Raw genomic sequence first — 22,171 nt, forward strand, 5'->3', positions numbered from 1 at the left:
GCAATCATAGCACAGATGGCCTGAGACATGGGAATCGCCGGCTCAAACAAAAAGGCCCCGGTGAACCGGGGCCTTTGAATGTCGTTCTGCCGAACTATTAGCGCGAATAGAATTCGACGACCAGATGCGGCTCCATCTGCACCGGGAACGGCACGTCGGAGAGGCCGGGGATGCGCACGTACTTGGCGGTCATCTTGCCGTGGTCGACTTCGAGATAGTCGGGGGTGTCGCGCTCGGGGAGCTGGCTGGCTTCGAGCACGTGGGCGAGCTGCTTGGAGGCTTCCTTGACCTCGATCACGTCGCCGATCTTGAGCTGGTAGCTTGAGATGTTGACCTTGCGGCCGTTCACCTTGATGTGGCCGTGGTTGATGAACTGGCGCGCGGCGAAGATCGTGGAGACGAACTTGGCGCGGTACACGACCGCGTCGAGACGACGCTCCAGGAGACCGATCAGGTTCTCGCCGGTGTCACCCTTGAGGCGGCTCGCCTCGACATAGATGCCGTGGAACTGGCGCTCGGAAATGTTGGCGTAGTAGCCCTTCAGCTTCTGCTTGGCGCGCAGCTGCACGCCGAAATCGGAGAGTTTGCCCTTGCGGCGCTGGCCGTGCTGGCCGGGGCCGTACTCGCGGCGGTTGACGGGGCTCTTCGGGCGGCCCCAGATGTTCTGGCCCATACGGCGATCGAGTTTGTACTTCGCCTCACTGCGCTTAGTCATCGCGTCCTCTTCAGGTACATGGTTTGAGGAAACGCGCCCTCCTGTGTGACGGGCTGGGCCCGGCACTGACAGGTCCGATCCCCAAAGCTTAAGGGAGAGGACCACGGGTCGCGAAACGCTTCGCGGGCCGAAATCGGCCCGCGAGCAGGCGGCTTTTAGGTGAGTTTGGGCCGTTCTGTCAATGCGAATAGCCCCGAAATCATGTCCGGACCGCCCGGATCGGCTTCGGCCCGGCCGCGCGCAATTCGGCAGCGATTTCAGTGTTCAGGACCTGTTCCAGCCTGGTCAGGACCCGGGCTATGGGGGCGGCGTCGGTGACCCGGTGGTCCCAGCGGATCACGACATGGATGGTCTGGTCGCCCTCGACCACCCCATAGCTGACGATGAACGGGCCCGGCGTGATGGGATGGAGCTCGCCACCGCCATGGGCGGCCACTGAGCTCACGGCAAAACTGCCGAACCAATTGCCGCGCTGTCGGCCGAAATTCAGCCCGACCGCCCAGCACAGCCGCCGCAGCGGCAGCGGCAGGCGGGTGGCCCGCATGACCTTGCGGAACATGGGAACCTCTTCGACCGGGGCCGTCTTGGCACGCCGGATTTCGGCGTCCACCGCGGCCAGCGCCATGGCTTCGGGAGCCGCGATTCGCTGCGGCATCACGCATTCCTCGCCGTCTTGGACCCGGGCGATCGCCACCGACGCCACGCTATTGGGCAGCTCGTAGAGCATCGGCCAGGGCCATTTGGCGTAGACGGTGCGCAGGACCGGCTCGTCCCTGGCGACCAGGGCAAAGGCCTTGACGAACATTGCGGCCCAGCCGGAGGGCGCCATCGCTCCGGCACGCGCCTCCAGCAGGGGGCGGATATTGAGGGGGCGGGAGAGCGAGACGAATGGCACGTCCATCGACGCGCGCATGAGGTCGCAAATCAGGCGGCGCGGCAGCGAAATGGTCTTGGGCGTCCCGCGCATGGGTCTTTCGGTTCCGACGGCTTAAAGTATGTGCAGCGAGCAGGGTTCCCGCTCGCTGCGTGCTCTAGCACGAACCAACCCGCCTGGGGCCGGTCGGTTCGCCGCATCAGGGCGCCGGCGAGGCCAGCGGCTTGGTTTTGTCGACGATGTAAACCCCGAGTACTTTCATGGCTTTGTCGCCATGAGCCTTGGCGTCGTGCACGACGCCTGCCGGGATCTGGTAGGAATCCCCGGCTTTCAGGGTTTTCTCCGGCTGGCCGTCGATGAGGAGATTCAGCTCGCCTTCGAGCACGTAGCCGGTTTCGACTCCAGGATGAGTATGGCGTCCGGCCGCACCGCCGGCCGGGACCTCCGCGATGGCCGTGATGGTGTTGTAACCGTCTGGAAATTCGACCTTCTGCAATGAGGTCCGCTTGATGCCGGCCTGCTGAGCGAAGGCTGCGAGGGCAAGGCTGGTAAAGGCGAGAGCGAGCAAAGTCTTTTTGAGCATGGTTCTTCCTCCCTGGAACCGCCGACCCTAGCAGCGTCGCAGTTCCCGGCAAGGCCGCGATCGGCTCGTTCAGCGCTTGATTCCCTCGAACGCCGCCATGATGCCGCGCTGGAACAGCGACCAGTCGAAACCCAGCGCGATCGCGCGATAACCGCGGTCGACCAGGGCGTTGGCCTGGTCTGCGGTGCGGGCGACGCCGCCGATCGGCACGCCGCTTTTGAGGATGCCGGCCTCGGCGCGGGCGACCAGCTCCAGCAATTCCGGATCGTCCATCTGCCCGCGCTTGTTGATGGACGTCGCGAGATCGCCGGGGCCGATCACCGCGACGTCGATGCCCGGCGTCGCCATGATCTCGTCGATGCGGTTGACGGCCTCGACATGCTCAATGGTGATCATGCAGATCATCTCGTCGTCGGCGCTGGCCATGTAGTCCGGCATCGACTGGCCCCAGCGGAACGGCGCGTGGAACGGACCCCAGAGACGATCGCCGCGCGGCGGATAGCGCACGCTGCGCACCGCCTTCTCGGCTTCGGCGCGATTGGTGATCATCGGGAAATTGATGCCGAAGGCGCCGATGTCCATCGGCGCTTTCGCAAGCCACGGCTCGTTCGCCGCGATCCGCACCAGGGGCGTGCATGGCGTGCCTGTCGTGGCGGCGATCATCGCATGCGCTTCGGTCAAGCCAATCGGGCCATGCTCGAGGTCGACGATGATCCAGTCGAGCGAGCGCGCCATGATCTGTACGGTCTGCACGCTCGGGATCGTCGCGATCGCGCCGAAGGCGGGGCGCCCTTCGCTCCAGAGCTGGCGGAGACGGTTGAGCGGCGCTGCGTGGACCGACATGGAATGACCTTGCGCAAAAGTGACGACGGCGAAGCCTAGCAGCGCGCCGTCGAGGCGCAAGGTCAGGCCAGCGCGCGGCCGCCGAAGAACGGCGTCAGCGTGGCCGAAAGCCCGTGCACGCGGTTCGAGGTGAAGATCATCTCGGCGCCGGACTGCGCGATGCCGCCGATTTGCGCGCCGAGCAGGTCGGAGACGCGGCGGGCGATGGCGGGCGCGGGGTCAATCCATTCGACCGGCCAGGGCGCGAGCGTCTTCATCCGGTCGAGCAGCAGCGGATAGTGCGTGCAGGCGAGCACCACGGTGTCGGTGCGCGATGTCGCGTCCGCGGGATCACCGACGAAGCAGGGGGCGAGTTCGGCGAGGATGTCGCCGTCGCTGATCGGATGGCCGCTGAGCGCGGCTTCCGCCAGCGAGGCGAGCTCGGGCGAGCCGACCAATGTCACCTCGCAACCCAGCGCGAAATCGCGGATCAGCGCCTTGGTGTATTCGCGCTTCACCGTGCCCTTGGTGCCGAGCACCGAGACGCGGCGGCTCTTCGACTGCGCGCAGGCGGGCTTGATCGCCGGCACGGTGCCGACGAAGGGCAGGGAATAAGCGGCGCGTAAGTGAGATAGGACCAGGGTGGACGCCGTGTTGCAGGCGATGACGACGAGGTCAGGATCGTGGGTGCCAATCAGTTCGCCCATCAGTGGCACGACGCGGGCGATGATCTCGTCCTCGCTGTGGTGGCCATAGGGGAAGAAGGCATCGTCGGCGACATAGACGAAATGCGCGTCCGGGCGCGCAGCCACGACCTCGCGGAGCACCGTGAGTCCGCCAAGGCCGGAATCGAACACCAGGATCGTCGGGGAATAGGCCACGTCGCTACCTTAAGGGCACCATGGTTACCATTCGGTTTTTGGGGCGGTTTTGCGGCGAGGCCGTTTGGGACCAATTTGGAACGATTCAATTTCACGGTTGCCGCAAGTTCCCGCTATCAGCAGCTGCGCTGCGGAGGGGGACATATCCGCAAAACTCCGGAGAGCCGACATGATCAGAAATACCAGTAACGGCTGGGGCAGCGTTTCCCGGTGGCTGCACTGGATTTTGGCGCTGGCCATCCTCGCCATGATCGGCTTCGGCTGGTGGATGAACCACATCCCGGCGCGTCCCGACCGCTTCTTTTACCGCTCGATCCACGCCGATATCGGCTATGTGATCCTGCTGCTGACCGTGCTGCGCCTGGTCTGGCGCGCCGTCAACCCGACGCCCGTGATGCCGCCTGAAACCTCGCGCTGGCAGAAGATCGCGGCCCATGTCAGCCACGGCGCGCTCTATCTCGTGGTCATCCTGGTCGCGATCCTGGGCTGGGCGCATTCCGGCGCGCGTACGCCTGATTATTCCGATTTCTTCGGCCTGTTTCACGTGCCGCAATTCACCTCTCCCGACCGTGTGGCGGCGGGCGCCTATGAGGATCGCCACATCCTCTTTGCCTATGTGCTGCTGGCGCTGATCGCGATTCACGTGGTCGCTGCCCTCTGGCACCACTTCATCCGCCGCGACCGCGTCGTGGCGCGGATGGTGGCGGACGAGGCGGGGTAGGGCGGTCCCTCCACGTCGTCATTGCGAGCGCAGCGAAGCAATCCAGAGTCTTTCCGCGGTGGCAGTCTGGATTGCTTCGCTGCGCTCGCAATGACGGGTTAAGATGCGGACATCACGGCAGGTCCAACTCACGGTCGCAGGAGACGCCATGCTCACCGTCCACCATCTCGGCAAGTCGCAATCCGAGCGCATCGTCTGGCTCTGCGAGGAACTGGGAATTCCCTACGAACTGAAGCGCTACGCGCGCGATTCCGTCACCATGCTGGCGCCGCCCGACTACAAGGCGCTGCATCCGATCGGGAGTGCGCCCGTGATCACCGACGGCGACCTCGTGCTCGCCGAGTCCGGCGCCATCGTGGATTACATCATGGCCAAATACGGCGATGGGCGCCTTGCGCTCCGCCCTGCTCATCCTGATTTCGCGCAGTTCCTGTACTGGTTTCACTTCGCCAACGGCACGCTGCAGGCCGGCATGGGCCGGCTGATGATCCTGAACCGGCTCAAGCTCGCCGCGGACAATCCGATGCTGGTCGCGAGCAGAGGGCGTACCGACCGCGCCTTCGACCTGGTCGATGCACGTGCTCGCGACGCCGAATATCTGGCGGGCGACACCTTCACCACCGCCGACATCATGATGGGCTTCTCGCTCACCACGATGCGCTACTTCCAGCCCTATGACCTGTCGCGCTGCCCGAATGTGACCAAATATCTCGGCCGCGTCGGTGCCCGCCCGGCCTACCGGCGCGCGATGGAGAAGGGCGATCCGGGAATGGCGCTGTTGCTGAGCTGAGCCGCGGCGCCGGTTCACGCGATCCGGTTCGTGGTCGTTGACCGCTCGCTCGCCAGCTGCTTCTGCAAGCGGTCGATGTTTTGCAGCAGGCGCTGGCTGGTCAGCACCAGGAAGTAATAGCCGAACTGCGGGTCCTGAAAATAGATCTCGAGCAAGCGGTCATAGGTGATCGTCAGCACCTGTCCGTCCTCGACGCATTCGATCGTTCCGGTGCGCCGGTTGTCCGGCGTGAGGAAGCCGAGCTCTCCCATGAGAGCTCCGGGCCCGATCTCGACATTGATCTCCTTGACCAGGAACTTGCCGGTGACCGTGAGGAGCATCTCCTTGGCGGGATCGCCCAGTTTGAAGAGCGTATCGCCACTGCGATATCTGCGCTCGGTCATGAACGGCTTGAGCCACTCGATCGACATGTCGCCTTCGGCCGCATGACGCGCCTTCTTGACGAGCTTGAGCATCTGCCGCAGGCGCAGGGCGTTGATCGGAAGCAGCAGCAGATAGAGGAGGAAGGTCGAGACGTTGGCCGAGAGCGCGCCGAAAACGGCGAAGAACGCACAGCCGACCATGTTGGCGACGCGCAGCGGCACCATCGTCCGCATCAGGAGGGTGGCGACGAAGAAGCCGGCGCCGACCGCGGCGAACAAATTGGCCAGCGTAATGTTTTGGACAAAGATCTCCAGCAACCGGTTGAAGATCGCGTCGTAGGTGACGTTGTTGGGATCGAGGCCCATCTGGACCAGGATCTTTGCGATCCTGAGGTTGTCCGTCGCCGCATCCAGAATGCGGTCGAGGATCGAGGAAATGTCTGCGCTGCCGGACGGCATGTACTAACCCCGCGTAAGGCCTTCAGTCCTGGTCGGTATGCTCGACAGGTATAGCCGAAATCGAATGACGACCGCTTGAAATGAAACCTTCGGCCGCCATGCCGCAAGAGGCAAATTTTAGCCGGATCGGGCGTTTCGGCAATTGCCCGTTGGTTGTGCGCATGGCCGTCGCGCGCCCGTGATTCGGGGCCCCCCGGGGGCGCGGGCTTTGGCGTCGTGGACCGCGGCGCGCCGACGGGGCGGGGGCGCAGCGCGACCGGCCTTACGGCTTGGCGGCGGGTTGCACGACCTGATGCTCGACGAGGTCGAGGTGCCCCGGCAGCGAACCGGCGCGCAGCAACATCGCGACGCTATTGGCTTCCTCCAGGGTGAAATTGCCGGAGATTTGGCCCGAGCCGCCGGTGATGGGCTCGCGGATCACGGGGGCGGAGATCACCTTGCCGTCGAGCACGATGGCGAAGGGCCTTCCGATGTTCTCCTCGGTGACGTGGGCAAAGCGCCGCGTGCCGCGGCCGTTGAAACGGAACGAGGCGATCGGGTCTTTCGTGCCGCTGGCAAATCCCGGGCCGGCATAGCTGATGTCGTCGCCGTCGAGTGCGCTGTCCCTGGCGACCAGGTAATGGCGCTCGTCCTTGAAGCCGGGCAGGACTTCGGTGCCCGTGGGCGGCGTGCCGGATTGCGCCTGCTCCGCCGGCATCGAGACGTCGATCAGGCGGAAGCTGACCTTGACCTTCCTGGCGAAGACCGCGGTCACGCGGGCGGGCTCCATCATGCCCGGGATGAAAATGCGGATGCGATCCGTGCCATCCGGCAGGACGCTGGTGAGGTTGATGCCGGCATCCTTGAGGCGCTGCTCGATCATGGCGATGGAATCTTCGACGAGATCGCGCAGCCGGGCCGCGGATGCGGCATCGGTCGGCGCGAGCCTGACCAGTCCGTCGCCGCCGTCGGTCACCGTGAGCGCATGCGACGGCAATCCCTCCGCGGCCGACGCGAGCTTGCGTGCGAGCTGTTCGCGGCCCTTGGCATCCGCGATCTTCACCTCGACGCCGGCGTCGCGGATCGCAAGACCGGAGAAGGCGATCTTGCCCTCGCGCAGGGTCTTGTAGACATCGTCGCGCAAATCCGTGACGACGCTCTCGCGCAAGCCGTCGGTATCGACCTTGTAGACGATGCGCGAGCCGCCCAGCTTCTCCATCTTGTCGGCGACGAAGGCGGCGATCCTGGCACGCATCTTGTCGAACTGGCCGTCCTCGGCGAGCGCCGCGCGGGGCAGGATGATCGCCGAAGTCATGATCGCTGAAGTCATGATCGCCGAAGTCACGGCGAGCGCGATAATCAGCCGTGTGACGCGGTCCCGCGAGGGCGTGGTCATGATTTCCTCAAGTCTTGCGGCAGGACGCTGGCAGGGGAGTCCGATGCATGTTCTTGGTCCCCGGATCGGGCGGGGAGGTTCAATGGCCTCGAAGACGCGTGCTACGGCCGTAGCCGTTCGGCCATGGACGAACGCTCAATCATCCATCATTCTGTCCGCGCTCGACCGGCCATCGGCCGAGGCCTCGCCGACCAAAATGTCAAAAGACAGGGGGCGGGGAAATGCATCTGAGGGAGGACGGAATTCCATGGCGGGCATCCACGCGCTCGATCGGTTCATCGGCAACGACTATCCGGACTTCGCGACGGACGCAGAGGTCCGGGCCTTCGAGCAGGTCCCTTACGCCGATCGCGTCGCGGCCGAGAGCACTTATGACGCCATCAGGCTCGGTGCGGCGCGCAACCCCGACGGGGCCGCGATCCAGTTCCTGCAAAACGCCGATCCGGCCGACACGCCGCTCGTGGTCACCTATCGCGATTTCGTCGCGCGCGTCACGCAGGCCGCCAACATGTTTCACGCGCTCGGCGTCGAGAAGGGCGACGTCGTCAGCTTCATGCTGCCGCTGGTGCCCGATGCCTTCGTGACGCTGTTCGGCGCCGAGGCCGCGGGCATCGCCAATCCCGTCAATCCCCTGCTCGAGCCGCACCAGATCGCGGAGATCCTTGAGGCCGCGAACACCAAGGTTCTGGTTGCGCTCGGGCCGATGCCGGGCACCGACATCTGGCAAAAGGTCGAGCAGATCCGCCCGCAGCTGAAACATCTCAAGGCGGTCGTGCAGGTGTTCGGCGGAGGCGATCCGGACAAGGGCATCTTCGCCTTCAACGACCTGATCAAGCAGCAGCCGTCCGACCGGCTTATCAGCGGGCGCAAGATTCTGGGTGGCGACATCGCGGCCTATTTCCACACCGGCGGCACCACCGGCACGCCGAAGCTCGTGCGGCACACCCACGCCAATCAGGTCTATCAGGCCTGGGCGCTCAATCTGCTGCTGAAGTCGAAGCCCGGCGCCAACATGCTGTTCGGCATGCCGCTATTCCATGTCGGAGGATCGCTGACGCAGGTGCTGCTGACGCTGTCCGCCGGCGGCTCATTGGTCGTGCTGTCGCCGAGCGGCTGGCGCAACCCGAATTCGGTGAAGAACATCTGGGGGCTGGTGGAGCGCTTCAAGCCCGAGGCGCTGTCGAGCGTACCGACGGTGCTGGCGGCGACGCTTGCGGTGCCGCAAGGCAATGCGGACATCTCCAGCCTGAAATATGCTGCCGGCGGTGGCTCGGCGATTCCCGTCGCCGTCGGCTCGGCGATCCAGGAGAAGCTGAAGCTGCCGGTGGTCGAGGTCTACGGCATGACCGAGACCTCGAGCGTGCACACGCTTGCTTATCCCAGCCGGCCGATCCGGCTCGGCTCGGTCGGCCTTCCCATGCCTTACGCGCGCGTGCGCATCGTGCAGCTCGATGCTGACGGCCGCCTGATCCGCGACTGCGCAGCCGACGAGATCGGCGTCGTCATCATGGCCGGGCCCGGCGTGTTCGGCGGCTATCTCAACGACGAGCACAACAAGGGCGCCTTCGTCGACGAGGTCTGGGTCAACTCCGGCGACCTCGGACGTCTCGATGCCGACGGCTACCTCTGGATCACCGGCCGCGCCAAGGATCTCGTGATCCGCGGCGGCCACAATATCGATCCGGCGCCGATCGAAGAGATCATGTTTCGCCATCCCGCCGTCGGCTTCGCCGCCGTGGTTGGCCAGCCCGACGCCTATGCGGGCGAGCTGCCGGTCGGTTACGTGCAACTGAAGCCGGGCGCGACCATTCAGCCGGGCGAGCTCGAGTCGTGGGTGCGCGAGCGGACGCCGGAGCGCGCCGCCGTTCCAGTGCAGGTCATTCCGATCGACCCGATGCCGGTCACGGGCGTCGGCAAGGTGTTCAAGCCGCAGCTGCGCTGGGACGCCGCGCAGCGGGTGTTCACCAAGGTGCTGTCGCCGATCATCGCGCGCGGCATCGACTGCAAGGTGAAGGTCGGCGCGCATGGCAGCCACGGCTCGATCGCCACTGTGACGCTCGCGGGCCTGCCGGCAGACCAGCGCGAACTCGTCGCTGGCGAGGTGCACACGCTGCTCGATCCGTTCGTGATGCGGCACGAGGTGGTGCAGGCGTAGGTAAGGGCACGCGAGGCTTGCGCGCCTCGCCGCGAGCGCGCATCATCCTCTCAAAAAATGGGGGGAAGCCGATGCCTGAACTCTCTCGCCGCCATCACCTTCAACAATTGTCGGCCGTGTTCGGATCCGCTGCGCTGTCCGGATTGTCACGGCCGGTATGGGCGTCAGAGCCGGACATTCCGCCGGAGGGCATCGGCAAGGGCATCAAGCATATCTCGTACAGCGACGTCGGCGGCCGGCCCGACACCGTGCAGGTGATGTTCAACCGGCAGCACGTCTATGTCGGACACATGTTCAGCGACGGCGTGACGATCCTGGACGCGTCCGATCCGCGCGCACTGAAACCGGTCAATTTCTTCACTGCCGGGCAATACACCCGCACCCACCATCTGCAGGTGGCGGAAGACCTGCTGCTGCTTGCGAACGGCGCCAACATCGTCGCGATGCAGTCCTACGACAGCATGCGCGGCTATTTCGAGAATTCGCTCGCCGACAGCATCACCAAGGCCAAGAAATTCCGCTCCGGCCTGTCGATCCACGACATCTCGAAACCGGGCGAGATGCGCGAGGTCGCGTTCCTCGAAATGCCGGGCTTCGGCATCAACCGGCTGTGGTGGCCCGGCGGCCGCTATGCCTATGTGTCGGCGCATTTCGACGGCTTCACCGACCACATCCTTTGCGTGGTCGATCTCAAGACCATCACCAAGCCGGAGATCGTCGCGAAATGGTGGCTGCCGGGCATGAACCGCGCGGCCGGCGAGCCGGCGACGCCCAAGGGCAAGCGCTTTGCGCTGCATCACATGATCACGGCGGGCGATCGCGGCTATGCCGCCTGGCGCGACGGCGGCTTCACCATCCACGACATCGGCGATCCCGCCAATCCGAAGCTGCTCTCGCACATCAACTGGTCGCCGCCCTTCGCCGGCGGCACGCATACGCCGCTGCCGCTGCCGAAGCGTCAGCTCGCCATCGTCGCGGATGAAGCCAATGCGGATCAATGCGCCAAGGGCCTGTTTCATACATTCGTGCTTGACGTGCGCGCGCCGCAAAATCCGGTGCCGATCGCGACGCTGCCGACGCCACGCGATCGCGACTTCTGTGCGAAGGGCACCTTCGGTCCGCATAATCTGCATGAGAACCGCCCCGGCTCCTTCCAGAGCGAGGAGACGATTTTCGCGACCTACAACAATGCCGGCGTCAGGGTGTTTGACGTCAGGGATCAGTTTGCGCCGAAGGAGATCGCGTATTGGGTGCCGCCGGTACCGAAGAAGCTGATCGATCCCCGGCCGAACGTCGCGCTCGCAGCCAAGACCTGCGATTCCTATGTCCGGCCTGACGGGCTGATGTTCGTGTCGGACTGGAATGCCGGAATGCACGTGCTGCAATATCAGGGGTAATCGCCGCGCAGCGGGAGTCGGCGACTTGTCCACCGTGGCCACCTCTTCCGATCGGGCGACGCCTCGCCGTTACCCGCGGATCGCCGCATTGGCCCTTTCGGCCGCGCCCGTCATCGCATCCTTGGCCGATTTCGCCCCGTTGACCACTTCATTCACGCCGATCATGAAGGCGTCCAGGATCAGTCTCGATTGCGGATGGAAAAGAATCGCCTTGGCGCGGTCGACGTCGGCATTCTGCAAATTGATCAGCGCCGCCTCGGCGGCCTGCGAACCGAACGCCTTCCTGAAGCCCTCGCTCGACCAGGCCGACACGCGTGTCGTCGCCAGCCCTGCTGCAGCAGTCTGCAGCGAGGTCGCCTTGCTCGTCGCCCAGAGCAGGAACAGGAAAGCCGCGCGCTTGTTTCGCGATTTGGAATTGATGCACGCCTGCCAGTGCGACATGAAGGGGACGGGGCCGCGACCGGCGAGATGCGGAAAGGTTGCAAACCCGGCCTGCTTGGCGACACGGCTTTTCGCTGGATTGGAAATGTCGGTCGCGAAGTTGCTGCTGTCGATCGCCATGGCCGTCCGCCCCTGCAGGAAGTCGTCCAGCACGTGGTACCATTCGTAGCTGCCGACGCCGGCAGGCCCGGCCTGACCGAGCAACTGTCCGTACATCTCGACGGCCGCGATCCCCTCCGGGCTCGCGAAAACGACCCTGTTGTGCTCGACCATGGCCCCACCGTAGGAGAACAGGAAGCCCATGGCTGGCGGGGAGGAATTGCCGCTCGCCTGGGCCCGCATCGCGATCCCCGACATCCCGTTGCTCTTGACCGCCTTGGCGGTGACAAGCAGCTCGTCGAAAGTCTGGGGTACCGGCTGGTCCTTGGCTGCCAGCGCATCGCTGTTGATGAACAGGGTCGTCGCCTCTGAGGTAATCGGGACCGCGTACCGTTCGCCGTCCGACCACAGCGGGAAGGCGCGGGCCGTCTTGAGCAGGTCGCTCTCGTCATACCAGGCGGGGTCGGTCAGCGACTTCATGGAATAATAGCCGTTCAGTGGCTCCACCCATCCGTTCGTGATGCCCTGGCCATAGGTCGTGAACATGAAGACGTCGGGCGTGCTACTGCCGCGAGCGAGCCTGATCGGCAGCGCGCCGAGGTAGGTGGTTTCCAGCTGGAAATCGATGGTGACGTTGATGCCGGTGAGGATGGTGAACTCCGGCAACAGCGGCGCGATCGCGTTCGACCACGGATGGATCGCACCCGAAAGTGCGATCGTCTGTCCCGCAAATTGCTTCCAGTCGATCGCGGCGTTGGCGTTAGCCGCAGCGGAATCCTCGGCAAAGCCCCATCGCGGCAGCGCGGTCAGGCCCGCGCCAGCCGCCCCCAGTCCCTTGATGAAACTGCGGCGGCTCGCCGGATGGCTCAATGAGTTTTCACCCTGTGCCATGATGATGCTCCTTGAATCAACCAAGGGCATTCATCCATAGCACACGCACGGTGCCGCAGTCCTGCGACATCACGGCCCGACCTCTGGCGTATCCGATGAATGTCGGGTTCCCGACCTCCTTATCCGTGCTATTGTCCCATCATGCTCTGGCGTCGGCACCAGAACACGCGCGGTCACACGAGCATCGAAGACCCACGGCCAATGTCCGTTCCTGTTCGGGCCCTGCCTCTGCGATGGTTTGCTCGTCCGCTGATCCTTGCGGTCGCAGTGCTTGTGACCCTGTTTGCCGCGACCAGCTTCCTCGGCCTGCAATATTGGCAGGAGCGGCAAGCAGCTCATCACTTCATCGAGCATAGCCGCCAGGTCCTCGAAACGCTTGATCGGCTGCGGGCGATCGTCGCGGAACTGGAGACTGAAAGGCGCGGGTATCTCATGACCCTCGACCCCGCCTATCTCAAGGCCTACGGCGTCTCTGACGAAAGCGTACGGCGCGAGGCTCAGGCGCTGCAGATGTTGGTGGCGGATGATCCGTTGCAGGGCCTTCGGGCCGGACATCTGGCGCTGACCGTTACAGCCACGCTGCGCGAGATCGACGAGCTGCTGAAGACGGCCGGCACGTCCGGGCTGGCCGCGCTGGCAATGATCCGCAGCATGGACGAGATCCGCTCGCAAATCGACCAGATGGTGGATCACGAGCGCTTTCGGCTCGCCGGCCGGGAGGCGCGCGCAGAAGCATTCGAGCAACGCTGGACCTGGCTGATCGCCGGCGCCGTTGTCCTCGTCGTCGCGCTGGCCGCAGCGGCGCTGGCGCTCGCGCGGCTCGAAGCGAAACGGCGGCGGGAGGCGACCGAGGAGAACATCCAGCTCCAGAGTGATCTTGCAGCACGGGATATCAAGATCAGGCGCCTGTTCGATGCCAACATCATCGGCATCATCATCTGGGAAGTCGAGGGGCGCATTCTCGAGGCCAACGATGCCTTCCTGCGCATCGTGGGATACGACCGGGAAGATCTCGCCGCAGGGCGCCTGCATCGGACCGACCTCACGCCGCCGGAATGGCGCGACCGCGACTTGCAGACCGTGACGGAACTGAAGCGGGTCGGGACGGCCCAGCCATTCGAGAAGGAGTATGTGCGGAAGGACGGAAGCCGCGTTCCGGTGCTGATCGGTGGGACCATGTTCGGAGAAGGTACGGATCATGGCGTCGGCTTCGTCCTCGATCTGACGGCTCTCAAGCGGGCGGAAGCCGAAGGCCGCGAACACGAGCGGCGCTACCGTGAAGCGCTGATGGAGCTCGCGCACGCCAATCGCGTCACCACGATGGGACAGCTAACCGCTTCGATCGCCCATGAAGTCAATCAGCCGATCGCCGCGATCGTGGCGAACGCCGAGGCCGGGCTGAATTGGCTGGAGGCGCGACCGCCAAACCTGGAGCGGGTTCGACAGACCCTCGACTGGATCACCGGTGATGGTATGCGAGCCGGCGACATCATCGGCCGGATCCGGGCGCTCATCAGGAACGCGCCCCCGCAAAAAGAGACCCTGGAGATTAACCCGGCGGTGCTTGAGGTCATCGCGCTGACACGCAGCGAAGCGTTCAAGAACGGCGTCTCGGTGCGAATGCAATTTGCGGAGGGCTTGCCGCCGATTCAGGCCGACCGGGTTCAAGTTCAGCAAGTGGTGCTCAACCTGATCGTCAACGCGATCGAGGCGATGGCCGCGGTCGGCGAGGGGGGACGGGAGTTGCTGATCAGCACCGGTCGGGATGCATCCGACGGCGTCCACGTCACCTTGCGGGATTCCGGTCCGGGGCTGGATCCGAAGAACGTGGATCGCCTGTTCGAAGCCTTCTACACCACCAAGCCCACAGGCATGGGGATGGGTCTCGCCATCTGCCGCTCGATCATCGAGGCGCATGGCGGGCGGATGTGGGCCGGCGCAAACGAGCCGCGGGGCGCCTTCTTTCAGTTCACCCTGCCTCTCGCCTCAGACGAGACCGCATCCAGCCCGCTGGAGACGGAAGAGCCAACGGGGCAACGCTCTGCGGCTCGATGACGGGCTCCGCGTGGCGTGGCCCTTTGGCGGCAATGTCGCCCGGGCCACGGCTGCCGCGAAGCGACGCTAGCCCGCCGGCATCCGCGTCTCCACCAGGCGCGCCCAGTAGGAGGCGCCGTGGCCGAGGATGTTGTCGTTGAAGACATAGGCCGGGTGGTGGCACTCGTTGCCGTCGCCCATGCCGACCAGGATCATCGCGCCGGGACGCGCTTCCAGCATGAACGAGAAGTCCTCGGCGCCCATCATCGGGATGAACTTGTCGTTGACGCGCTCGGCACCGACGATGTCGCGGGCGACGTCGGCGGCAAGGCCGGCCTCGCGCGCATGGTTCATCGTCACCGGATACATCCGCGTGTACTTGGTCTCGGCCGAGCCGCCATAGGCGCGGGCGACGCTTTCGGCGACCTCGCCGATGCGGCGCTCGACGAGATCGCGCACTTCAGGATCGAGCGTGCGGACGGTGCCGCCGAGCTCGGCGACTTCAGGGATGATGTTGAAGGCCGTGCCGGAGTGGAATTGCGTGATCGAAATGACGGCGGACTTCAGCGGATCGACGTTGCGCGCGACGATCGACTGCAGCGCGTTGACGATCTGCGAGCCGATCAGCACGCTGTCGACGGATTTGTGCGGACCGGCGCCGGCGTGGCCGCCCTTGCCGTGGACGGTGATCTGGATGTTGTCGGAGGAGGCCAGCATCGCGCCGGGCGTGGTCGCGAAATGGCCCTCGGGCAGGCCCGGCATGTTGTGCATGCCGTAGACCTCCTGGATGTTCCAGCGCGTCATCAAGCCGTCCTCGACCATCGCCTTGCCGCCGCCGCCGCCTTCCTCCGCAGGCTGGAAGATCATGATCGCGGTGCCGTCGAAATTGCGCGTCTCGGCGAGATATTTGGCGGCACCGAGCAGCATGGCGGTGTGGCCGTCATGGCCGCAGGCGTGCATCTTGCCGGGAACCTTGGAGGCGTAGGCGACGCCCGACGTCTCCATGATCGGCAGCGCGTCCATGTCGGCACGCAGCCCGATGGTCTTGCCGGAGGCCGACTTGCGGCCGCGGATCACGCCGACGACACCGGTCCGGCCGATGCCCGTCACCACCTCGTCGCAGCCGAATTCGCGCAAGCGATCGGCGACGATGCCGGCGGTGCGATGGACCTCGTAGAGCAGCTCCGGGTTCTCATGGAAGTCATGGCGCCAGGCGGCCATTTCGTCGGAGAGGGCGGCAACGCGGTTGACGATGGGCATGAGGGGATCCGTTTCTTGTTCGTGGGGTAGGTTAGCGTAGCGTAACCCACCGCCGTGTCACGAGGAATGGTGGGTGATGCCTGCGGCTAACCACCCTCCGGTTTCTACGGACGCGCGCTCAGCTCTCGCCGAACACGCGCTTGAAGATCGTGTCGACATGCTTGAGGTGATAGCCGAGGTCGAACTGCTCCTCGATCTCGGCGTCGGTGAGATACTTCTTCACTTCAGTGTCCTTCTTCAGGAGCTGGAGGAAGTCGCCTTCGCCGCGCCAGACCGGCATCGCGTTGCGCTGCACCAGCTTGTAGGCGTCCTCGCGGCTTGCGCCCTTCTGGGTCAGCGCCAGCAGCACGCGCTGCGAATGCACGAGGCCGCCGAGGCGGTCGAGGTTCTTCTGCATGTTGGCGGGGTACACCAGCAGCTTGTCGATCAGGCCGGCGAGGCGCACCAGCGCGAAGTCGAGCGTCACGGTCGCATCCGGGCCCATCATGCGCTCGGCGGAAGAGTGCGAGATGTCGCGCTCGTGCCAGAGCACGACGTTCTCCAGCGCCGGCGTCACATAGGCGCGGACCATGCGGGAGAGGCCGGTGAGGTTTTCCGACAGCACCGGGTTGCGCTTGTGCGGCATCGCGGACGAGCCCTTCTGCCCTTCGGAGAAGAACTCTTCGGCCTCCAGCACCTCGGTGCGCTGCATGTGGCGGATCTCCACGGCAATGCGCTCGACCGAGGAGGCGATCACGCCAAGCGTCGAGAAATACATCGCATGGCGGTCGCGCGGGATGACCTGAGTGGAGATCGGCTCGGGGACGAGGCCCATCGCCTTGGCGACGTGCTCTTCGACGCGCGGGTCGATCTGGGCGAAGGTGCCGACGGCGCCGGAGATGGCGCAGGTCGCAACTTCCTTGCGCGCCGCGATCAGGCGCTCCTTGGCGCGGGTGAATTCGGCATAGGCATAAGCGAGCTTGAGGCCGAAGGTCACAGGCTCGGCGTGGATGCCGTGGCTGCGGCCGATGGTCGGCGTCATCTTGTGCTCGAAGGCGCGCTTCTTGAGTGCGGCCAGCACCTTGTCGAGATCGGCAAGCAGGAGGTCGGCGGCGCGGGTGAGCTGGACGTTGAGGCAGGTGTCGAGCACGTCCGAGGACGTCATGCCCTGGTGTACGAAGCGCGCCTCGGGGCCGACGATTTCGGCAAGGTGGGTCAGGAAGGCGATGACGTCGTGCTTGGTCTCGCGCTCGATCTCATCGATGCGGGCGACGTCGAAAGTGGCGTCCTTGGCCTTGGCCCATACCGTCTTGGCGGCCTCTTTGGGGATGGTCCCGAGTTCGGCGAGGGCGTCCGCCGCGTGCGCCTCGATCTCGAACCAGATCTTGAACCGGGTCTGCGGCTCCCAGATCGAGGCCATTTCCGGGCGGGTATAGCGGGGGATCATCAGACTGCTCCAGGAAGGTGGGCGGGCGGCCCAAGGGGGCGGCGACCGGCCAAAATGCTTTTTACGCCGTGATTTAGCAGAGCGGGCAGGGCGAAACAAACGATCTGGACCCCAGGCGAGGGGGATCGGCGAGCTATCCACCGCCCCTGAACCACCCCAAGCTGAGGAGACGCCGCCCACAAAAATTAACTGTCAATCACGGATCATTGACTGACAGATATTGAAATCTGTCAGCAAGACGTGTATATCCGTTCTCGGACGCTCCGATTGGGCGTCCCGCGGCGACCCGCCCGGGGAGCCCGAGGTCCGAACAGTTGCGGATCGCGGGACATAAGGAGGTTGGGACCGCGGACGAATGGAGACTTAAGACAATGACGACCGAAATCATCAACTTCACCGGAACGATTGGGCATTGGCTCAATTTACTGGTTGCGCGCCAGATCGCGGCGCAGGCTGCAAAACTGCCTCATTAAGGCGAGAGCTTTCCGAAACGACCGGCACGGGCGCTTCGGAAGCAGCTCCATCGCCGGGTAACTGAGCCCTCAACGGGAACATGGTGCTGGCATGAATGAAGCCGTGATCTTGACGCCGGAGCGGATACTCGAAGTCACCGAGGACGTTCTGCGGCGCTACGGACTCGCCAAGGCCACCGTGGTTGACGTTGCCCGTGCGCTCGATGTGAGCCACGGCAGCGTCTATCGCCATTTCCCGAGCAAGGCCTCGCTGCGCGAGGCCGTCGCCAAACGCTGGCTGGATCGCATCGACGCGCCGTTGCTGGCGATCGCCGAGGAGCAGGGGCCGGCGCCCGCCCGACTCGACCGCTGGCTGCGCACGCTGTTCGCCGCCAAGCGCTCGCGCGTGCTCGACGATCCCGAGATGTTCGACACCTATCTGACGCTGGCGCGCGAGGCTTGCGCCGCCGTCAAGTGCCACAAGGACACCATGATCGACCAGATCGCGTCGATCCTGACCGACGGCGTGAAGCAGGGCGTGTTCGAGGTGGACGACGTCAAGGCCACCGCCCGCGCCATCTTCGATGCCACCGTCCGCTTTCACCACCCGGCCCATGCCGATGAGTGGAAGGACGCCGATCTGCCCGCTCGTGTCGATGCGACCCTGGCGCTGGTGCTGCGCGGGTTGAAAGCGGCCTAGACCGACACGGTCCCGCCAAAGCGTGTAACTGTAGATTCAGCCTTTCGCCTTGTGCAAAAGGGCCTCCTCGCGAAGGGCAGGCGAGCGGGTCGATTGCCTTCCGTTGGAGGATGGGACAACCGGCGGGCTCTCCGGATATGTGTTCACCGCGATTTCGACGGCGTCCTTCGACCGCTTCCGAATGCGGTAGAATGTAAGCTCCTGATCGAGTGCGGGGCAGCGGAAGTGGACGACGGCCGTATCTGGCAAGCGGCAGAGTTCGTCGATGAGCTCGCCCACGGTGAGGAGCGGAGGATCGACGACCGTTCGGTGCATGGCCTTACTCATGGCGCAACTCCCTTCACTCTGCTGCTAACCAAAGCGCGACGGTGTCGGTTCCATTCCGCTCGCCTCAAGCGCTGGATAAAGGCACGAACTGCGCGCCGCCGCGCTAGAGCGCGGATCCCGACCGCAGGCCGCGCGACCGCAAGATGCCGAACGGGTCTTCACGCCCGGCCAGTTTCCGATATGTCGCAAGGTCGTCAAGCGTCGGACCTTCTCCGCGTCGGACATTCCCACTCGTTCCAACCGGAATCGACGTGCCGAGGCCGGCATAGAGATAGCTGTCGCCGAACGCCTTCTTGAGCGCGGCAAAAGTCGGCTCACCGGTGCAATGCCCCGGTGCTACGGCGTCGACCTTGAACCTGTCCTTGAGAGCGGTAACGACTTTCGCGATTGCATCGTCAGGCGCCACGACCAGATGAAATCCGCCGGCGATGAGATGAATCCTGGGATTGATACCGGTCGCCGCTTCGACAATGCGCTCGATCCCGGGGTGCGAACAACCGACCAGAAGGACTACGCCTTCTGCGGTGTTGACGGCCAGAGACAGCTCCTTGAGTTCTCGTGTCCCGGGCGCGTCGGAGATCAGCGAAATCAGTGTGATCCCAGGAGCAATCTCGGTCGTTTGATCGATCAGTTCGAAGTTTGCGTTGGCCCATGCCGAGCCGAACTTCATCACCGCTGGGGGCTTGCCTCCGTAGTACCGCATCTCCGGTGGCAGGGCCTCGTCTTTCCGGAAGAAGCCGGAAGGCAGCGAAGAGCCGTAGATGCCAAATCCTTCCCTAGGCGCGTAGATCTTGACGGTCGGATTGACGCTTAGGACGTAGGACAAACCCGCCATATGATCGGAGTGGCGGTGCGAAAGAACGACAAAGTCGAGGTCCGAGAGGTTGACGCCCCTGGCCTTCACGTTTGCCGCGAAGATCTCGGGGTCGTTACCCGTGTCGAACAAGATGCGTTTTCCCGCGACTTCGACAAGGGCGGAAAAACCCCAGTCCTTTGTCATCGCGTCATTTGTGCCGAAGGCGTCATAAAGAATGGTGATCTGGTCTTTCGCGTCGGCTGCTGCGCTCTCGGTGGTTCCGGTCGCGAAAACGTTGAAGGCGATCAGTGCGGCAAGAAGACTGTCCCTGATGTTCATGGAAGCGTCTCCTGTTGTCATGCAAAACATACAACGGGAACGAGGGCGGCTTCGAAAGAGCCGGGAGGCTCGCGTCAAGATCGGAGCCCAACAGACATCCACCGGCGGTCTCGTGCCGGATGCCGTGGCTGCGATCGAGCCTAGCACAATCCGAGAGCGACTGGAGACCTTCGTTGGGGCGGCCGGCCGGAACCAGATAGGCGTCCAGCCGCCAAGCTCTAGATCCTCGTCAGCCCGCAGCTCGCTGCCAGCCGCACGAGTTGCGCGTCGGTGCGCGCGCCGGTCTTGGTCTTGATCAAATAGTGATAGTTCTGCACCGTCTTGACGCTGAGATTGAGATGAGCAGCAATCTGCTCAGTCGTCGCGCCGCCGGCGAATTGGCGCAGGATCTCGATCTCGCGCTCACCCAGTTGGTCCAGCGCCGAGCCCGCCGACAGGCTGTCCTCGGCCAAAATGTGCGCGATGTCGTCGCTCATGGCGCGCTCGCCGCGCGCAACGCTGCGGATCGCGGTGATGACCGCGGAGGGTTCGCTGCTCTTGGTGACGAAGCCGCTGGCGCCGGCGCTGAAGGCGGCTTTCACCAGCACGGCTTCGTTGTGCATGGTGAAGACGAGGATGCGCGCCCGCGGGCTGCGCGCGCGGATGTTGCGGATCGCCTCCAGCCCGCTCGCGCCGGGCATCGAGATATCCAGCAGGACGACATCAGGGTCGTGCGCCTTGAAGGCGCCGTAGGCGTCCGCGGCATTGTCGGCCTCCGCCACGACATGGAGATCGCCCTGGCTTTCCAGCACGCGCCGGTAGCCTTGCCGCACGATTGGATGGTCGTCGACCAGCAGCACGCAGATGCCTGTTGCCGCAACATCGCTCATGTCGGCCTCACGCGGCGAGCGGGATGGTGGCGGCGACGCTGAGGCCTCCTCGTGCAGGCAGGATCGACAGCGATCCGCCGGCCGCCGCGACCCGCTCGCGGATGCCGGTGAGGCCGAAGCCGGCCGACTGCGCCACGCGCGCGGCATCGCCGCCGCCGTCGTCCTCGACACGGATCAGCAACGCGTCGTCGTCACCGGCGCGCCGCTCGATGCGCAAGGAGATCTCGCGCGCCGAGCTGTGGCGCAGTGCGTTGGTCAGGCATTCCTGCGCCACGCGATAGGCGGTGGTGGCGGCCGGACCGCTGATGTCGGTGAGGTCGCCCCTGAGATCGAGCCGGATGGTCGGCTGCGCTGCGCTTTGCGAGCGCCAGCTGTCCACCAAATTGACCAGGCTGGCCTCGAGCCCGAGCTCCTCGGGCAGGGGATTGCGCAGGCGTTTGAGCGCATCGCGCAGCGAGGCCATCAGATGATGGGTGGCCTGCGAGATCATGCGCGCGTCCTGCGCGATTGCGTTGTCCTTGCTCTCCTTCGCGCTTGCGGTCTCGATCGTGTTGGCAAAGGCGAGGATGGCGGAGAGATTTTGGCCGAACTCGTCGTGCAGCTCGCGGGCGAGCGCGCGGCGTTCGTCGTCACGGATCTCGATCAGCCGCCTTGTCAGCGCCGCGCGCTGTTCGGTGGCTTCCTCCAGCCGGCCGCCGAGCTCGCCGACGGCGCTGCCGATCATCGCCAGCTCCATGGAGCGGAAGCGCGGCAGTTTCGTGCGATACTGGCCCCGCGCCATGCGCTGGAGCGCGTCGACGATGGTGCGCGCCGGCGCCAGCGCGTGCGCGATGGCGAGCGACGCCAAGAGCGCGATCGCCGCCGCCATCAGAAGCGCGACATCGACCACGTTGAGGAGATACTCCCAGGCAAGCGAGATGGCCGCTGCGGCATCCGGCGTCGCGACGACCGTTCCGGCGGCGGCCGCGCGGGGACTGACGGGCCTTATCACTTCGGCGTGGCTGCCGAGGAAGATGGGTACGATCGCGGTGAACCAGTGCGGCGGCGTCTTGCCTAGCCCCACGCTCTGGCCGCAGAGCGGCCTTTCGAACGCGATGGCCGGCTGGAACTCGACGCAAACGCCGGGCGAGATCAGCTTCATCGTCTCCAGGGTGCGCCACTCCGGAACCGGCAAGAGCTGCTCGCGCGTTCTGCTGCTGCGCAACAAGAACTCGTGCCAGTACAGCGCCTGAAGCGCCTGCGCGACCCGCTGCGCCGAGGCCGCGGTCGCCCGGTCGACGCTGCGATAGGCGTCGAACGTGGCCCAGACGGTCGCGGCGCCAAGGCAGAGCGCGACAATGAGAAGCAGACGGGCGACAAGCTGAAGCACGAGGCGCATGCGATCACCCTCAACGTTTGGTAAG

The 22,171-nt window shown here is 64.9% G+C and carries 20 protein-coding genes; 6 read left to right on the plus strand and 14 right to left on the minus strand.

The window, feature by feature from the left end:
- Positions 1-97: 97 nt before the first annotated feature.
- The 5 genes from rpsD to murI all read right to left on the minus strand — a co-directional run bounded on the left by rpsD (position 98) and on the right by murI (position 3,875).
- Positions 98-715 carry a 30S ribosomal protein S4 gene (rpsD, locus tag AB7Z56_RS15585; RefSeq protein ID WP_028147479.1) on the minus strand — a complete coding sequence of 206 codons (618 nt, stop codon included), beginning with the start codon at positions 713-715 and terminating at the stop codon, positions 98-100.
- A gap of 199 nt (positions 716-914) precedes the next feature.
- On the minus strand, positions 915-1,682 hold the full coding sequence (locus AB7Z56_RS15590; RefSeq protein WP_354124520.1) for an acyltransferase: 768 nt from the start codon (positions 1,680-1,682) through the stop codon (positions 915-917).
- A gap of 106 nt (positions 1,683-1,788) precedes the next feature.
- The gene (locus tag AB7Z56_RS15595) at positions 1,789-2,172 is read right to left on the minus strand and encodes a cupin domain-containing protein (protein WP_354096164.1); all 384 of its coding nucleotides are present in this window, start codon (positions 2,170-2,172) and stop codon (positions 1,789-1,791) included.
- 69 nt (positions 2,173-2,241) lie between these two features.
- The gene (locus AB7Z56_RS15600) at positions 2,242-3,015 is read right to left on the minus strand and encodes an HpcH/HpaI aldolase family protein (RefSeq protein ID WP_354096165.1); all 774 of its coding nucleotides are present in this window, start codon (positions 3,013-3,015) and stop codon (positions 2,242-2,244) included.
- A gap of 62 nt (positions 3,016-3,077) precedes the next feature.
- Complete coding sequence (murI, locus tag AB7Z56_RS15605) at positions 3,078-3,875, minus strand: glutamate racemase (protein WP_354096166.1); 798 nt, start codon at positions 3,873-3,875, stop codon at positions 3,078-3,080.
- 169 nt (positions 3,876-4,044) lie between these two features.
- Between murI and AB7Z56_RS15610 the strand changes: the two genes are divergently transcribed.
- Both AB7Z56_RS15610 and AB7Z56_RS15615 read left to right on the plus strand, forming a co-directional pair.
- A complete protein-coding gene (locus AB7Z56_RS15610) occupies positions 4,045-4,596 on the plus strand; it encodes a cytochrome b (RefSeq protein WP_354124519.1) in 552 nt (183 codons plus the stop codon).
- A gap of 148 nt (positions 4,597-4,744) precedes the next feature.
- The gene (locus AB7Z56_RS15615) at positions 4,745-5,386 is read left to right on the plus strand and encodes a glutathione S-transferase family protein (protein ID WP_354124518.1); all 642 of its coding nucleotides are present in this window, start codon (positions 4,745-4,747) and stop codon (positions 5,384-5,386) included.
- 14 nt (positions 5,387-5,400) lie between these two features.
- Here the strand turns inward: AB7Z56_RS15615 and AB7Z56_RS15620 are convergent, their stop codons facing one another.
- Together AB7Z56_RS15620 and AB7Z56_RS15625 are read right to left on the minus strand one after the other, a co-directional pair.
- Positions 5,401-6,207, minus strand: a complete 807-nt coding sequence (locus AB7Z56_RS15620; RefSeq protein WP_071912420.1) for a Crp/Fnr family transcriptional regulator — start codon at positions 6,205-6,207, stop codon at positions 5,401-5,403.
- Positions 6,208-6,469: 262 nt separating this feature from the next.
- Positions 6,470-7,582, minus strand: a complete 1,113-nt coding sequence (locus tag AB7Z56_RS15625) for a SecDF P1 head subdomain-containing protein (RefSeq protein WP_354124517.1) — start codon at positions 7,580-7,582, stop codon at positions 6,470-6,472.
- Between the two features lie 247 nt (positions 7,583-7,829).
- Between AB7Z56_RS15625 and AB7Z56_RS15630 the strand changes: the two genes are divergently transcribed.
- Together AB7Z56_RS15630 and AB7Z56_RS15635 are read left to right on the plus strand one after the other, a co-directional pair.
- Complete coding sequence (locus AB7Z56_RS15630; RefSeq protein ID WP_354125876.1) at positions 7,830-9,737, plus strand: acyl-CoA synthetase; 1,908 nt, start codon at positions 7,830-7,832, stop codon at positions 9,735-9,737.
- 71 nt (positions 9,738-9,808) lie between these two features.
- Positions 9,809-11,134 (plus strand): LVIVD repeat-containing protein, encoded by a 1,326-nt coding sequence (locus tag AB7Z56_RS15635; protein WP_354124515.1) that lies wholly within the window; start codon positions 9,809-9,811, stop codon positions 11,132-11,134.
- Between the two features lie 69 nt (positions 11,135-11,203).
- Here AB7Z56_RS15635 and AB7Z56_RS15640 read toward each other — a convergent pair whose 3' ends face one another.
- The gene (locus tag AB7Z56_RS15640; protein ID WP_071912426.1) at positions 11,204-12,565 is read right to left on the minus strand and encodes an ABC transporter substrate-binding protein; all 1,362 of its coding nucleotides are present in this window, start codon (positions 12,563-12,565) and stop codon (positions 11,204-11,206) included.
- A 201-nt stretch (positions 12,566-12,766) separates the two neighbouring features.
- On the opposite strand from AB7Z56_RS15640, the gene AB7Z56_RS15645 reads away from it, so the two are divergent.
- Positions 12,767-14,620 carry an ATP-binding protein gene (locus AB7Z56_RS15645; RefSeq protein WP_166353247.1) on the plus strand — a complete coding sequence of 618 codons (1,854 nt, stop codon included), beginning with the start codon at positions 12,767-12,769 and terminating at the stop codon, positions 14,618-14,620.
- Between the two features lie 66 nt (positions 14,621-14,686).
- Here the strand turns inward: AB7Z56_RS15645 and AB7Z56_RS15650 are convergent, their stop codons facing one another.
- Entirely contained in the window at positions 14,687-15,859 is a 1,173-nt protein-coding gene (locus AB7Z56_RS15650; RefSeq protein WP_085404318.1) for a M20 aminoacylase family protein, read from the minus strand.
- A gap of 118 nt (positions 15,860-15,977) precedes the next feature.
- Positions 15,978-17,285 carry an adenylosuccinate lyase gene (gene purB / locus AB7Z56_RS15655; protein ID WP_028158449.1) on the minus strand — a complete coding sequence of 436 codons (1,308 nt, stop codon included), beginning with the start codon at positions 17,283-17,285 and terminating at the stop codon, positions 15,978-15,980.
- 564 nt (positions 17,286-17,849) lie between these two features.
- Between purB and AB7Z56_RS15660 the strand changes: the two genes are divergently transcribed.
- Positions 17,850-18,437, plus strand: a complete 588-nt coding sequence (locus AB7Z56_RS15660; protein ID WP_354124514.1) for a TetR family transcriptional regulator — start codon at positions 17,850-17,852, stop codon at positions 18,435-18,437.
- Between the two features lie 36 nt (positions 18,438-18,473).
- Here the strand turns inward: AB7Z56_RS15660 and AB7Z56_RS15665 are convergent, their stop codons facing one another.
- From AB7Z56_RS15665 to AB7Z56_RS15680, 4 genes are all read right to left on the minus strand, one after another.
- The gene (locus AB7Z56_RS15665) at positions 18,474-18,764 is read right to left on the minus strand and encodes a hypothetical protein (protein ID WP_354096174.1); all 291 of its coding nucleotides are present in this window, start codon (positions 18,762-18,764) and stop codon (positions 18,474-18,476) included.
- Between the two features lie 103 nt (positions 18,765-18,867).
- Complete coding sequence (locus AB7Z56_RS15670; RefSeq protein WP_354124513.1) at positions 18,868-19,899, minus strand: MBL fold metallo-hydrolase; 1,032 nt, start codon at positions 19,897-19,899, stop codon at positions 18,868-18,870.
- Between the two features lie 218 nt (positions 19,900-20,117).
- Positions 20,118-20,768, minus strand: coding sequence for a response regulator transcription factor (locus AB7Z56_RS15675; RefSeq protein WP_354124512.1), 651 nt, complete (start codon positions 20,766-20,768; stop codon positions 20,118-20,120).
- A 7-nt stretch (positions 20,769-20,775) separates the two neighbouring features.
- The gene (locus tag AB7Z56_RS15680; RefSeq protein ID WP_354124511.1) at positions 20,776-22,146 is read right to left on the minus strand and encodes a sensor histidine kinase; all 1,371 of its coding nucleotides are present in this window, start codon (positions 22,144-22,146) and stop codon (positions 20,776-20,778) included.
- Positions 22,147-22,171 lie beyond the last annotated feature (25 nt).

The organism is Bradyrhizobium sp. 482_C4_N1_8, assembly GCF_052075965.1.
GTDB lineage: Bacteria > Pseudomonadota > Alphaproteobacteria > Rhizobiales > Xanthobacteraceae > Bradyrhizobium > Bradyrhizobium barranii.

Excerpts from the sequence above, each read along its gene's own strand:
- rpsD (WP_028147479.1), bottom strand. The coding sequence starts at position 715 with ATGACTAAGCGCAGTGAGGCGAAGTACAAACTCGATCGCCGTATGGGC.
- AB7Z56_RS15590 (WP_354124520.1), bottom strand. The coding sequence starts at position 1,682 with ATGCGCGGGACGCCCAAGACCATTTCGCTGCCGCGCCGCCTGATTTGC.
- AB7Z56_RS15595 (WP_354096164.1), bottom strand. The coding sequence starts at position 2,172 with ATGCTCAAAAAGACTTTGCTCGCTCTCGCCTTTACCAGCCTTGCCCTC.
- AB7Z56_RS15600 (WP_354096165.1), bottom strand. The coding sequence starts at position 3,015 with ATGTCGGTCCACGCAGCGCCGCTCAACCGTCTCCGCCAGCTCTGGAGC.
- AB7Z56_RS15610 (WP_354124519.1), top strand. The coding sequence starts at position 4,045 with ATGATCAGAAATACCAGTAACGGCTGGGGCAGCGTTTCCCGGTGGCTG.
- AB7Z56_RS15615 (WP_354124518.1), top strand. The coding sequence starts at position 4,745 with ATGCTCACCGTCCACCATCTCGGCAAGTCGCAATCCGAGCGCATCGTC.
- AB7Z56_RS15620 (WP_071912420.1), bottom strand. The coding sequence starts at position 6,207 with ATGCCGTCCGGCAGCGCAGACATTTCCTCGATCCTCGACCGCATTCTG.
- AB7Z56_RS15625 (WP_354124517.1), bottom strand. The coding sequence starts at position 7,582 with ATGACCACGCCCTCGCGGGACCGCGTCACACGGCTGATTATCGCGCTC.
- AB7Z56_RS15630 (WP_354125876.1), top strand. The coding sequence starts at position 7,830 with ATGGCGGGCATCCACGCGCTCGATCGGTTCATCGGCAACGACTATCCG.
- AB7Z56_RS15635 (WP_354124515.1), top strand. The coding sequence starts at position 9,809 with ATGCCTGAACTCTCTCGCCGCCATCACCTTCAACAATTGTCGGCCGTG.
- AB7Z56_RS15640 (WP_071912426.1), bottom strand. The coding sequence starts at position 12,565 with ATGGCACAGGGTGAAAACTCATTGAGCCATCCGGCGAGCCGCCGCAGT.
- AB7Z56_RS15645 (WP_166353247.1), top strand. The coding sequence starts at position 12,767 with ATGTCCGTTCCTGTTCGGGCCCTGCCTCTGCGATGGTTTGCTCGTCCG.
- AB7Z56_RS15650 (WP_085404318.1), bottom strand. The coding sequence starts at position 15,859 with ATGCCCATCGTCAACCGCGTTGCCGCCCTCTCCGACGAAATGGCCGCC.
- purB (WP_028158449.1), bottom strand. The coding sequence starts at position 17,285 with ATGATCCCCCGCTATACCCGCCCGGAAATGGCCTCGATCTGGGAGCCG.
- AB7Z56_RS15660 (WP_354124514.1), top strand. The coding sequence starts at position 17,850 with ATGAATGAAGCCGTGATCTTGACGCCGGAGCGGATACTCGAAGTCACC.
- AB7Z56_RS15665 (WP_354096174.1), bottom strand. The coding sequence starts at position 18,764 with ATGAGTAAGGCCATGCACCGAACGGTCGTCGATCCTCCGCTCCTCACC.
- AB7Z56_RS15670 (WP_354124513.1), bottom strand. The coding sequence starts at position 19,899 with ATGAACATCAGGGACAGTCTTCTTGCCGCACTGATCGCCTTCAACGTT.
- AB7Z56_RS15675 (WP_354124512.1), bottom strand. The coding sequence starts at position 20,768 with ATGAGCGATGTTGCGGCAACAGGCATCTGCGTGCTGCTGGTCGACGAC.
- AB7Z56_RS15680 (WP_354124511.1), bottom strand. The coding sequence starts at position 22,146 with ATGCGCCTCGTGCTTCAGCTTGTCGCCCGTCTGCTTCTCATTGTCGCG.